Below are 13,492 nucleotides of genomic sequence, written 5' to 3'. Positions count from 1 at the left end.
CTTTTCCTCTCGAAATTACGCTCCAATTTTTTGCTGTTCCGGATTGTATTGAATAAAAGCCTTAAAGGATTTTAAGAAAAATAAAGGGATAAACAATACGGTCATTGCCATGAAGCCTGTAAATACAATGTATCTTATTGGGAAAAATTCGCCTAATATACCTCCAATAAACATCGCCAGCGGTGCAAGTCCCATCGTAAGAGTTCCCTTAAGCGAGGATACCTTGCCTCTCATTTCCTGAGAAACAGTTAATTGCACCGTTGATTCGATCAGTACATTTACAATTGCGTTGAAAATGCCGCCGATAAATAACAAAATAGCCATGATAATAAAGTTATTCATCATGACTGCGATGGAGAAAACAATCCCTGCCAGTAATCCTGATACGGTTAGTACCATACTTTTGTGGTCAGGCTTGATCCGAAATACGGAAGTAAATATCATTCCCGCAAGCATACCTAATGTAAAGATGGCCATGGCGAGCCCGTATTTAACTTCACCTAGGTTCTCTGCATTTTTAAACATCGGTGCAAGCAACACAATGCTTATCGTTGCAAAAAAATTCAAAAAACCAGCTAAAACAATTAAGTCTCTTAGCCCTTTCATTTTCCAGATATACTTAAATCCATCTTTCATATCCTGCCAGAAGTTGAATTGTTGATCCTGACTCGTTGACTTCGGTACCTTCATGAAAAATGCGAGAATAAATGAAATGATATAAGAAATACCATTACATAAAAATAAAATGGGTGCGCCTATGAGAGAATACAGCAGACCGCCAGATGAAGGCCCTATGATTTGAGAAATGGCACGCAACATACTTAAATTGGCGCTAGCTTGTACAATCTGAGAAGAGGGAACAATGTCAGGGATCGTTGAGGTTACTGCGGGATTAAAAAATGCAGCGCATGTGCCGAGAATAATCCCCGCAACAAAAGCCATCCAAATTTCGAGATATCCCAATATGGCTGCAATGCCGACGAACAGAATGCATACCCCTCGTATGAAGTCCATTAAAAGGATCATTTTTCTTCTGTCTGTTCGATCTACAATGACACCTGCAAAGGGTGATATGAGAACTTTGGGCAGCAACGATGTCGCCAGTAATGCCCCCATCAAACCTGGTGAACCGGTTTCGTACAGTACCCAGAAGGTTAAGGCAATTTCATAGATGGAATCGCCTAGCGCAGAAACCAGCTGTCCTTGCCAGAGTAGAAAGAAATTCATCGACCACAACCGCTTTTTAGGTTCGCTTGTATTCTCCATGTTTCCTCCTGTCGAGAGCTAAAACAAAAGAATCGCGTTCAGTTTGGGGTGATAATCCACTCGCCCTCCGAACACGATTCCCTTGTTCAACACTTGTTTGATTATGCTTATACGAAACTGCCTTCGTACACCGGGTAAGAGTAGAATCCTTGTCCACTCTTCCTTCCATGTGTTCCGGCTTCAACCATTTTACGAAGAAGCGGACAGCAACGGAATTTTGAATCCTGGTAGCTCTCGTATAAAATGTCCAGTGATTGCACAACGGTATCCAGACCGATTAAATCAGCGGTTTCAAGCGGGCCCATTTTGTGTCCAAAGCATTTTTTGAATACGTCGTCTACATCTTTCGGATTTGCAACCTGATCCTGAACCACGAATGCAGCCTCATTCATAAACAAATGGGAAATACGGTTAGACACAAAGCCTGGTAAGTCGTTAACGATGATCGCTTCTTTATTCAAGGTCGAGAGAAGATGAACAGTAGCTTCAATGGTCTCCTCCGAAGTATGGTATCCTTTGATCAGTTCAACCACTGGTTTCATGATGACTGGATTCATATAATGAGAGCCAATGACCTTTGACGGCCTATTTGTAAGGGCAGCAACCTTGGTAATCGAAATACAGGAAGTATTAACAGAAAAAATACAATGATCGGGGCAGATTCGATCAAGCTTTAGATATACGTCTCTCTTGATCTCCCACTTCTCCGGCACGTTCTCAATGATATAGTCTGCATCTTGTAATAGGTCATAATCCATAGTAAAGGAGATTCGATTCAGAATGGTTTCCGGCTTCTCCGCCGCGAAATCTTTGTTGTATAAGCCTTGAAAACGAATGTTGTTGGCAATTTTCTCTTTAGCTCTCGTAAGAATGTCTTCGGAAATATCAACAAGTACTACGTCATACCCGGCTAATGCAAAATTATGCGCAACGCCAGTTCCCATAACGCCTGCACCAATGACTCCAATCACCTTCATGTTTACACCCATCCCCTTCGCATCGTTTAAGGCATAGAACGAGCTGGAATCGTTATACCTTAACGCGAATTATTAAATTCAAGCTCACAAACATACATAGTTTCGAGTCCTGCATAGAAGCTATTAATACTATCCCGACTCGACAGCCAAGAAGTGCTCTTGAGCAGGACTCAATCCATCCAATAAACCAAGTGCCGTAGAGAAAAGTCAGAAAAGAGAGCGAGAACGGTTAACTGCTTCAAGCCTCATTTCCTATGTTCTTATAATCATTGACTTACTGCAGCACTTTTGCTTGCGACGAACGTAGAAATGGCTTCAATAGACCGGAAGTTGTTCAAATTCAAATCTGTGTTATCAATGCCGATGCCGAACTCCTTCTCAATAAACATCACCAGCTGCATAGCAAAGAGAGAGTTGACATCTCCAGTCGCGAAAATATCATCTTGATCCTGCAGTTCTTTCTTCTTAATAAACTGGCTCAAAAATGCTCTTGTTCTGTTTTTGATTTCTTCCATCGTGATACACCTCATTGAATAGTATTTTTACTTGCTTGGCATTTTCAATCGCATGAACTTTTTATACGTTAAAAATTCAGCATCCAGATTGATGAGTCTTGATATTTTCGTAAGGGAATCCTCCAAGCTAACTTCAACAAAACTTTCAATCCCCCACTGACCTAACGTGAGGATGGAGGCATTCCAATTCATTGGGCTTGTCATATTTTTGATGAGCTCATTCTTTAAATCAGAAGCGCTTTGGATGGCAGTCTGCGAAAATACGGATAATATCGGGATATCGCCATCACAAATCGAAATCTCCTCGACAAGATGCACGAACCTGTCAATGCCTTCTGCTGCATATGGTGAATGAAACGCATAGGGAGCATTGATGGTTGAAGCCTTGATTGCTCCCTCTTGCTCAGCGAGTCTCAGAACCTGATCAACGCTGTCCTTAATTCCTGAGACAACAAGACACGTATCGTTGTTCTCGCTAGCCATATATACGTCATGTTCCGATGTTCCTCGGGCGATGAGATCGTGAACCTCATTGTACGTCTTCCCAACGATGACCCCCATACTGCATGGAATAGCAAAGCCTTTGGGGTATTCATAAATCGTTTGAAGCATTCGCAGTCCCTCGGCAAAAGAAATGGACTTGCCACAAGCCATAGCCGTAATTAAGCCCATACTGTAACCAGCCATTATGGCAGGTTTAATGCCTGAATTCACATATTGCTGATACACAAGATAATCACATGTATAAATCGTAATCCAATCGTAGAACATCCTGTCGCATTCGATATGCTGAGAGTGGAACAGATAGCCGAGCAAATCAATTCCAATCTCCTTATTTACCGTGTAGCAGTAATCCTTCAAGGCATGAAGCTGGCCTTCTTCCAACAGGCCCAAGAGCTCCCGATAGTCCGCTCCAACACCCTGAAAAAGAAATGCCCGCTTGTTATCCGTTAACTTGTTCATGACCACCCTCATTTTTCAGGCAATAATTCGCCCTCCATAATATTCACGATTGTACGGGTATGATCGTTAATAAAAAAATGATCCCCCATAAAATGATAGAACTTGATCCTTTGTTCGCATAAGTCATCCCATGCAATCTCTTGCTTTCCATCAATCCTATCTTCAAGCCCAATAAATACGGAGATGTCACATTTAATTTTCTCTGCTCTTTGCTGAAACTCGTAGTTTTCCATGATTCTGATGTCATTTTTTAATACAGGAAGATAAAACCTCATTAATTCTTTGCTCTGCGAGAGCTCTTCATGGGTGCCTCCCAAGGCAATGATTTTTGCAATAAACTCATCGTCAGGCATCGTGGAACTGACATACATGTTATTTTTCACAATGGGTGATTGCCTGCCTGAGAAAAAAATATGCGCTGGCTTCCGTTGTCCTTCTGCAGTAACTTTATAGTACAGTTCGTAGGCCAGAAGCGTTCCCATGCTATGTCCATATAGCGCATAGTCGTCTTTCTGAATTTGATCTTTTATTAAAGAATAGATATCGTCGACTGCTTCCGTCATATCCTCATAGAAGTCCTGACCGAATCTCTCACCCCTTCCCTTTATTTCGATGGCTTCAATTTCCATAGCGCGATTTGCGAGTTTACTCCAGTTCGAGTACGCACGCTTGGAGCCGCCTGCGAACGGTAAACAGAACAATTTCATGGGTACGTTCTCCTCCGAAGTACGAAGTAACAGGTAAATCATCGTCGTTAATTAAGCAGGGAGTTGATCTCGGACAAAATATCCTCGACGGATTCTTCATTATTGGCTGCGTTGCTGCCATTCTGTTCTGTCCCTTCAAAGCTCATAGCTTCGGTTACTAAATAGCCATTCAATTTCCGTAAGGATGGATAATTGAAGAAGACAGAGATGTCGACTTGCAGATCCAACAGTGCCTTTATTTCATTTCTTAAGGAGAAGATCATTAAGGAATCTACTCCTTGTTCGGTAAAGGAACTATCAACTGATAACTGATTGATATCCTGAAATCCGATAATGTCAGCTGCAGCTTTATGCAGCAAGGATAATAGATATTCGGATCTCTCCGTTTCACTTAATTCATGCAGCTTGGCGATAACATCTTCTTTTGCCGCCGATTGTTCACCTTGTGTTCCTCGCGAATGATTGTTCGTGATGAAGTTGCTTAAAAACGCTGTCACTTCATCCACGCCAGTCCGCTGACTAAATAGCTCCCAATTTGCATCGACAACGACAATGGAAGCAAGATCCTTATGAAATACCTTGTCAATCATTTTCTTGCCTAGCTCTTTGGACATTCCATGTAGCCCTTTATTCTCAATGTTCTTTAATATATTGCTGTTGCTTGTCGCCATCCCAGCTTCTTCCCAAGGTCCCCAGCAAATCGACATCGCCGGCATTCCCAGGCTTCTTCTGTATGCTGCAAATCTATTCATAAAGTAATTGGCCGCCGCATAATTGGCCTGCCCCATATTCCCTACTACCGATGAAATAGATGACATCATCACAAAGAAATCCAAGCTCTCATCCTGCAATGCATGATGCAGGTGGAAGGATCCCCATACCTTTGTCTTGAATGCGTTTTCGAAGCTGTTCCAGGTTTGATCTTTGATCATCTTATCATCAATGATACCGGCCGCATGAACGACGCCTTTAATCGTCAGGTTGTTCTGTTTCAACTTCTGTACCATTGCGATTACGTCAGCCTCGTCACTCACATCAGCCTGTTCAAGGGTGATGTGCACTCCCTTTTCCTTCCACGAGTTCATCGTTTCAAGCAATTTGCCAGAGGCTTGGCTTCTGCTTACTAATATGATGTTCTTGGCGCCTCTGTTGATCAGATACTCTGTGTAAACTTGACCAATGGAACCAGTGCCGCCTGTGATCAAATATGCGGCGCCATCATCAATTCGAATCGCAAGCTCCTCTTTATTCGCACGGCTCTTGGAGTTTCTAATCAGCCGAGGAATATACCTCTTATGCTGTTCTCCGAGCACGACCTGCTTCTCTTCTCCATGTAGGATCTCGTTGATAATGTCGTCTATTTCGTTTTTTAGCATATGGGTATCTGTATCAATAATGCCATCCCATAACAGCGTATGCTCAAGACGAATAACTTCGGTAAATCCCCATAACGGAGCTTGATAGAGTGATGTAGCTGCACCTTTCACTGCGTCATCTATCTGATGCACATTATTCGTTATTACCTTGATTTTCATTTTGTTGGAGTAATTTAATTCAGTTATCGATTGAACGAGATGCAATAACCCGCTGCATTCCTTTTCAACGGTATCTTTCAATTGGTCAGCAGTCAGATTATTTAGCTTAGCCTCATCTGCTGTACTTATATAAATAAGCTTGCACGTATCCTTTCCATATCGACTCGCGATATTTTCCAGCAGCCTCTTTACGTCGTGCTTATTGGTGTACGCAACAAAGAAGATATCATCATCATGCTCTACATATTTATCACTTTGTATGACTCGAATCGAAGGTATTCCATAACCATTTAACCTTTCATGGAATCGATCGATGATATCCGGGTCATTACCGATGAGTACCATTTTTTCGTTACCGCCAGCTTTTGTATTCTTGCTGGCTCTAGCTTGTTCCATCCATTCCACTTGATAGAGCAGACGCTCGCCGTTATTATTTATTTCTTTGAGTAAGGTATCCCGCTCCGTTACCTTCGCCATTAACCTCTCAATTTCAAAGACGATTTCTCCCTTTTCATTGTAGACATCGATATCGCCCACTACGCCGGATTGTTGAGAATCATCCACCTTAATATGGCACCAATAGCTTTCGGCATCTCTATAGTGATATTTCAATTTGCCTAACGAGATGGGAATAGCGGTCTTTAATGCATACGCCTCACTTTGCGAGTCCATTCTCATGCTCAATTCGGATACAAAGAATATAGATTGGAAGATAGAGTCTATCGTACCTGCATACACGATGTAGTCTTTGCCATTTGGAATGTCCTTTTTGGGATCGATATAGCAGAGTCCTTCAGCTTCACCCTTCCATACTTTCGAGATTCGGGTAAAGCCATCCCCTAATTGAAAACCAAACTTTTTCATTACATCATAGGCATTGTATCCGGATGTTACTTCAGGGTACTTGTTTGTGAGCTCATCAATCGACACACGCTTCTCTGATTCACGCTCTTGTTCTTGGGACATGAGAATATTTCCCTTGCAATGTGTCATCCAATTCTCATGCTGTGATTGCTTATCTGCACTTACAAGTTCAAATTTCATTTGCTCAAGATTAGTATCCTCGATAACGAATTGCACAACCCGCTTCTCGTCTTGTATTGCTGTTAATGGGGCATGAAATTCCACATTGGATATCGTACTGCTTACAGGATTACGGAAATCCTTAGCAATCGAGATGAGCATAGACATATGAGCAGCAGCAGGAGCTATCGCGGTATCGAAGATAATATGTTCCTGCATGAAATACGGATTCTCTACTGTATACGTAGATTGGTACAAGGCACTATTCTTTAGATATGGAGTGCTGATTCTCTGTCCAATAAGCGGATGGTAGTCAGTACCTGCAAGCGCAGGCTTGCTGTCCTCATGAGAGCACACTGGCTGCATCCAGTAAGAAGCTTCCCGATCAAACACATACGCAGGCAATGCTACTCGATTGTATGAACGATTGAAGCTTGTCTCAAGCCCTTCCCACAGGATCGATACGCCATGGCAATACAGTTCTCCTAAGCAATGCATGATTTGCTCCCATGCATTTTTCTTCATATCAAGAGAGTTCAACAACAGATGCTCTTTATTCAGGATGAGCTTGCCAAGCGAGCATAATGTGTTGTTTGCTCCAATTTCGAGGAATATGGTGTTTTGCGCTTCCTGTAATTGGGATAATGCATGGTAGAAATCGACTTTATCCTTGATGTGATTCGTCCAGTAGTCGGCGTCTAATACTTCATCTTGTTCCACGGCTCTCCCGAGGGTGGCCGATATATAGGTCAGCCTACTGCTTCTAAATTCCACCTCATTCTGCGCAACATCTCGAAATTGCTCCAATATCGGAATCATTAAGTGAGAATGGAATGCATGGGATACATGCAGTCGATTCACTTTCACTTTTCTGTTCTCTGCTTCCGTCGAGATTGCCTCAACAGCATCCCGCTCTCCGGATATTACGATACTCTCTTCTGCATTATGCAGGGCAATAGACACCTTACCCTCATAGCCTCTCAACAGATCTTCGATCACAGTCTTACTCGTGTAAATAGCCGACATTGCTCCCTCTCCCGGAGCTGAATCCATCAGTTGACCGCGAAGTGCAACCAGCTTCACTGCGTCCTCAACTGTCAGAATTCCAGCCACAACTGCTGCAGTATATTCCCCTATGCTGTGGCCCAGCACGATTTCAGGAGTAACCCCTACACTCTCCCAGAACTTGAGTAATGCATATTCGATTGAAAAGATTAAAGGCTGTGCATAGAGGGTTCTCGCAATATCTTTCCCGGTATATTTATCGCTATAGATCATTTCTACTAACGACTTATTGATAAACGGCTCAAACAATCGATCACATTGGTCAAAAGCTAATTGGAACGAAGGGTTATGTTCGTACAACTCCTTCCCCATGCCGACGTACTGCGATCCTTGTCCCGTAAACAAGAACACCAGCTTGGTGTCCTGAAGCATATCGATGTGTTCACGATGTCTCGTGGAGATCCCCGCTTTGTTGTTCGTATCTATGTAGGCTTGCAGCCTGTTCACTAACTCTTCTCGGTTCTGCCCCGTAACCGTAAGCCTGTAAGCAAAATCAGCCTTGGCCTTATTATTGGTATACGCAAAATCGTTGAGCGCAATCTGAGGGTTTCTCTTCAAATATGCAAGATTGCTTTTCACATTTTCGACTAATGCCTTTTCACTTTTGGCAGCTATTTTTACGATAGTGATAGGATCAGTATCTTTTGACTGTGGCGCTCCACTCTTAGGCGGCTCTTCCAAGATGATGTGGGCATTGGAGCCTCCGAAGCCAAAACCGTTAACGCCCACCCTTCTTACTCGACCTTCGCTTTTCCAAGCTGTATTTTCAGCAATAACGGAAACCGGTGATTTCTCCCAAGGAATAAAAGGGTTAGGCTCATTAAAGTTCAAATTTGCAGGAATAACCTCATTTTTGAACGCTAATAGCACCTTGATAATACTAGCCACTCCTGCTGCCGCTTCCAAATGCCCAATATTCGATTTCACCGAACCAATCTGAAGCGGATTGTCCATAGCTCTATCTTTGCCATAGGTATTGACAACGGCCTTCACCTCAATCGGATCACCAAGCTTAGTACCGGTTCCGTGCATTTCCATATAATCAACATCGGAATAATTCAATCTTGCTTCTTTTAATGCTTTCGTGATTACTTTCTCTTGAGCTAACCCATTCGGTGCCGTTAATCCATTGCTCTTGCCATCTTGATTGATCGCGGTGCCTCTTACGATACCAAGAATATTATCGTTATCTTTTTTGGCATCACGCAGGCGTTTTAAGAGCAACACCCCGCCGCCTTCACCTCGACCATATCCATTTGCTGCAGCATCGAAACTTTTACTTTGTCCGTCGGTAGATATGGCTTCCAGTTTGGAGAAGCACACATGAACGGCTGGTGAAATCATCAAATTCACCGCACCCACGACTGCGGTTTCTACCTCACCAGATTTAATCGCTTTGCTAGCTAAATGAAGTGCAGTCAGGGAGGAAGAACATGCGGTGTCCACACAGAAGGAAGGCCCTTCAAACCCAAACGTGTAGGAGATTCTGCCGCAAGCGGTACTGAACGTTGTTCCAGTAAGCGAGTAGGCATCTATTTTAGTTAAATCTCCCGATTTATAGTGGCCGAACGAATACTCTTCTCCGGCGATTCCGATATATACCCCCGTGTTGCTTCCATAATGCTGAGCAATATTGATGCCCCCATTTTCAAATGCCTCCCATGTCAGTTCCAGCAGCAGTCGCTGCTGCGGATCGAGAGACTTGGCTTCTTTGGGTGACATATTAAAAAATTTCGGGTCAAATCGATCAATGGGTATGTTTAGAAATCCACCCTTCCTGGAATACATCTTTCCAGGCTCTTCTTTGTTATCGCTAAAATAGTGATCAACATCCCATCGATCCGCAGGCATATCACAAATGCCATTAATTCCGTTCATTAACACGTCCCAATATTCCTCAGGACTATTGGCTCCCCCTGGGAAGCGGCAGCTGATTCCGACAATTGCAACATCATCATCGGAATTAGGCCCATCCGAGGCACCGTCCAGATCCTCATTACTCACTGCAAAAGCATCTGATTGGTTTAATGCGTTGTATAAGAAGTCTGCATACAGATTGATGTTCGAGTTCTCAAAAATCGATGTCACTTCGATTTCCATTCCAAATTGCATGGACACTTTTTTCGTAAATAGTGGAATGTCAACCGAGACTAATCCCAAGTTGATAAAGGGTTCGTTGTAATCCTCCACTTTTTCATCCAAAATGTCTTCCACTAATTCTGCCAAATACGCCGTAATCTCAGCTTTGGTAAAGGATTTTTCTGCACTCATCTTGTCTCATCTCCTCCTTAAAGGATTCCTTTCTTGGCTTCTTGGTTGGTTTCTTAACGATTGAGAATCTCTTGCTGCATATAAAAAAACAGCCTACAGTTCTCAAAGAACGTAAGGCTGTTTTTTCACTACTCCACACTCTTCAACGATTCAATCATATTGATTCGTGATACTTTTCTCCGTAGCAGTAAGCTTGAAAGAATAGTAAGCACGAATGCAAGAATAACCGCTATCAGCATGACGAATAGGTTTAATTGATTCGGAATTTGCTGATGGGCACTGGACAACGCCTTCACGACAAGGGTATACATGTAGCCACTAATCGGTAACGCGATAATAACCGCAAAGGTGGTAAGGATAATATTCTCGAAGAAGATAAGCCGGTTTATTTTGGGCTTCGGATAGCCTAATACCTTTAATGTGGCCAGCTCACGATTTCGCTCATAAATGTTAATGGAGGATATCGTATAGATTGCGCCAAAAGAAAGTATGATGGCACTGATAATAAACATAATGAAAATAAAGCTATTTTGCTTCAAAATATATTGCGCGGATTTCTTCAAGTCTGCCTTATCCGCAATCGTATCTACCTGTTTATCTTGTTCGAAGAAATGACGAACGCTAGGAAGGTCTGAAGCGCTGCTTGATTCTACTACTAGCGACGTTGGTTTGTATTCGATGCCAAAGCTTTGCAAATACGATGGCGTAATATAGAACGAAGGGTTCGAAAACTGGGTGGATATTTGTACTACCTTCATTTCAACTGTTTTATTGGCAAACTCTGGCGAAGTGAACTTGATTTGAATGTTATCCCCTTCTGCAATCTGATAGTTGTTGGCATACGATTGGGGTACCAGCACACCATTATCGTTCAAAGCGATCGAATTGCCTTTTTCGTCGAAGAAGTGGATAAGACTGTTTTCTTTCTCTGTAACAATTAACGTAGCATTTTGTTTAGTGTCTCCTTTTATGAATTCCACGGAAAAGTTGGATAAATCATAACTGCTCTTAATGCCCGCGGGGAGTTGTATCGTCTTCGGGGCACTTTCTTTCGTGTAATCGACTCTTAAATCATAGGTGTTCACCTTTTCAATTTGATCGGCAACCTTTTGCAAGGATGTCATCGTACCAAAAGCTGTAATCAACAATACCGTGCTCACCACAACGCCAACTGAGCTCGCGATTGCTTTTGGTTTATTTAAAAATATATTTCTCAAGATGAGCTTGTAGTTATAAGAAATATTACTCCAGATACCTGGAATTCTTTCGACGAGCAGCTTCTTCATCTTCTTAGGTGGTTTGGGGCGCATTGCCTGAGCTGCACATTCTCGAAGGATGGCTCTGCCGCTTAAGTAACAGGACAGGATTCCGAACGCGCTAGAGACAAGAATGGGAGGAATCACGGAAGTTAAGGACATAGAGAAGGCAATGTCAGGCAGCGAGTAGGCCTTAGCATTGGATACCTTAACTAATGGAATAAATATACTTGAAGCAGCTATGCAGCCTAGTATGGAGCCTATAATCCCTACAAGTAACGGGTAGCCCATGTAATGAAGCATGATGTTTCGGTTTTTTATACCCAGCGCCTTCATGATACCTACTTGATTTCGCTGCGAATCAATAATTCGCGTCATGGTGAGGAATAGAATAATCGCTTCGATAATAAAGAGAACGAGCGGGATGACCTTGCTCATTAAGTTATTGTTATGAATGGTTTGCTTCAGTTGGGAATAGCCGAATGTGCGCTCTTTACTGACTTGGTTCACATAGGTGAGTTCTGTGGATTGCGCTTTAATGGTTTGGCCCAATTGGTCAATATCGTAACCTTCCTTCGCATCAACCAAGATTTCATTATAGGTTAAGCTGCCAGCAATTCGTGGAATAGCAGCTTCTGCTATATAGGCCACTCCAGAGGATTTATGATCTTGAATTTCGTTCTTTTTCACATACTCCACGTTTTCGCCCAAGCCGCTTATGGTGAATGTCATCGGATTGTCATTCACGCTGAGATGAATTTGAGAACCGACTTGGTACTTATGCTCTTTAGCATAATGGGAATCGAGCAAGACCTCATCCGCTCCTGACGGAATTCGGCCCTCAATGACTGTAGGTGTGTTAATTTCATTATTTGCGGGAATCGAGTGAATTTTGATTGCAGCCTTCAAATTTTCAAAAACTTGTGTCGCATCCAAGGTATACCGTGCTTCGATTTTGTTAATCCCCTGGTTTTCGCTTAAATTAGTGACGTCCTGCTTGGATATGTGATCGTAGTAAACATTCAAATCGCTTAAATTATGTGCCGTATAGTAAGCCTTTGTATAATCGCTAAGATTGCCGCTTAACGTGAACAAGCCTGCATAGAAAAAAGCGCCCACTGCGATAACCAACACAAACGCGAGAAATTGTCCGATCGATTGTTTGATATCTCTGAGTAATTTTAGAAATAACTTCATCATTACCACTCGATCCCTTCAACATTCTGTTTGTCTTGATTGATCGTCACGCTCTCGATCATCCCGCTCTTTACCTTTATTATTTTGTCCGCCATAGGAGCAATTGCAGAGTTATGTGTGACCAAGACCACGCACTTCTTCGTTTCCTTGTTCAAATCTTGAAGAAGCTTTAACACGGCTTTGCCTGTCACATAATCTAATGCCCCTGTCGGCTCATCACACAGTAAGAGCAACGGATTCTTCGCAACGGCTCGCGCGATCGCTACGCGTTGTTGTTCTCCTCCAGATAGTTGGGAAGGAAAGTTTTTGATGCGGTCTTTTAATCCAACCTTGGATAACACATCTTTTGCATCCAGATGGTTTTTACATACTTCCGTGGCAAATTCAACATTTTCTAGCGCATTCAAATTCGGAATTAAGTTATAAAATTGAAATACAAAGCCAATCTTCTCAGCACGGTAATCAGTTAATTTTTTCTCGCTCAACTTCGTGATTTCTTGATTGCCAACAAGCACTTGTCCAGTAGAAGCCGTATCCATGCCGCCAAGGATATTCAGAATCGTACTTTTTCCGGCGCCGCTGGCACCTAGAACAACAACGAACTCCCCTTCTGCTATGGAAAAATCAACACCAGCCAAAGCCTTGATCGGTACTTCCCCTACTTTATATTCTTTTGTTACGTTTCTGAATTCGATCAGATTTTTCACTCTTCTTACA

Annotated in this window: 8 protein-coding genes; all 8 read right to left on the bottom strand. The window is 42.6% G+C overall.

The features are described from left to right. Window positions 1-15 precede the first annotated feature (15 nt). The gene (locus BLS15_RS07135) at window positions 16-1,266 is read right to left on the bottom strand and encodes an MFS transporter (protein WP_021255516.1); all 1,251 of its coding nucleotides are present in this window, start codon (window positions 1,264-1,266) and stop codon (window positions 16-18) included. Between the two features lie 107 nt (window positions 1,267-1,373). Further along, window positions 1,374-2,243: a 3-hydroxyacyl-CoA dehydrogenase family protein gene (locus BLS15_RS07130; RefSeq protein WP_090510649.1), complete on the bottom strand. Its 870-nt coding sequence runs from the start codon at window positions 2,241-2,243 to the stop codon at window positions 1,374-1,376. A 266-nt stretch (window positions 2,244-2,509) separates the two neighbouring features. Next, the gene (locus tag BLS15_RS07125) at window positions 2,510-2,758 is read right to left on the bottom strand and encodes an acyl carrier protein (RefSeq protein WP_028532981.1); all 249 of its coding nucleotides are present in this window, start codon (window positions 2,756-2,758) and stop codon (window positions 2,510-2,512) included. Between the two features lie 27 nt (window positions 2,759-2,785). After that, window positions 2,786-3,721, bottom strand: coding sequence for an ACP S-malonyltransferase (locus BLS15_RS07120; RefSeq protein ID WP_051614135.1), 936 nt, complete (start codon window positions 3,719-3,721; stop codon window positions 2,786-2,788). A gap of 8 nt (window positions 3,722-3,729) precedes the next feature. Continuing rightward, entirely contained in the window at window positions 3,730-4,428 is a 699-nt protein-coding gene (locus BLS15_RS07115) for a thioesterase II family protein (protein ID WP_028532983.1), read from the bottom strand. A 47-nt stretch (window positions 4,429-4,475) separates the two neighbouring features. Beyond that, entirely contained in the window at window positions 4,476-10,322 is a 5,847-nt protein-coding gene (locus tag BLS15_RS07110) for a type I polyketide synthase (protein WP_090510646.1), read from the bottom strand. 128 nt (window positions 10,323-10,450) lie between these two features. Further along, a complete protein-coding gene (locus BLS15_RS07105; protein WP_028532985.1) occupies window positions 10,451-12,775 on the bottom strand; it encodes an ABC transporter permease in 2,325 nt (774 codons plus the stop codon). A gap of 2 nt (window positions 12,776-12,777) precedes the next feature. Next, window positions 12,778-13,482, bottom strand: coding sequence for an ABC transporter ATP-binding protein (locus tag BLS15_RS07100; protein ID WP_021253744.1), 705 nt, complete (start codon window positions 13,480-13,482; stop codon window positions 12,778-12,780). Between the last annotated feature and the right edge of the window lie 10 nt (window positions 13,483-13,492).

Source organism: Paenibacillus sp. cl6col (assembly GCF_900102125.1).
Taxonomy (GTDB): Bacteria; Bacillota; Bacilli; order Paenibacillales; family Paenibacillaceae; genus Paenibacillus_B; species Paenibacillus_B suaedae.
The sequence above is the reverse complement of the archived record's forward strand: the minus strand, read 5'-3'. Positions and strand labels throughout refer to the sequence as shown.

What these genes read in the sequence shown, in the direction of transcription:
- BLS15_RS07120 (WP_051614135.1), bottom strand. Translation starts at nt 3,721, where the DNA reads ATGAACAAGTTAACGGATAACAAGCGGGCATTTCTTTTTCAGGGTGTT.
- BLS15_RS07115 (WP_028532983.1), bottom strand. Translation starts at nt 4,428, where the DNA reads ATGAAATTGTTCTGTTTACCGTTCGCAGGCGGCTCCAAGCGTGCGTAC.
- BLS15_RS07110 (WP_090510646.1), bottom strand. Translation starts at nt 10,322, where the DNA reads ATGAGTGCAGAAAAATCCTTTACCAAAGCTGAGATTACGGCGTATTTG.
- BLS15_RS07130 (WP_090510649.1), bottom strand. Translation starts at nt 2,243, where the DNA reads ATGAAGGTGATTGGAGTCATTGGTGCAGGCGTTATGGGAACTGGCGTT.
- BLS15_RS07135 (WP_021255516.1), bottom strand. Translation starts at nt 1,266, where the DNA reads ATGGAGAATACAAGCGAACCTAAAAAGCGGTTGTGGTCGATGAATTTC.
- BLS15_RS07125 (WP_028532981.1), bottom strand. Translation starts at nt 2,758, where the DNA reads ATGGAAGAAATCAAAAACAGAACAAGAGCATTTTTGAGCCAGTTTATT.
- BLS15_RS07105 (WP_028532985.1), bottom strand. Translation starts at nt 12,775, where the DNA reads ATGAAGTTATTTCTAAAATTACTCAGAGATATCAAACAATCGATCGGA.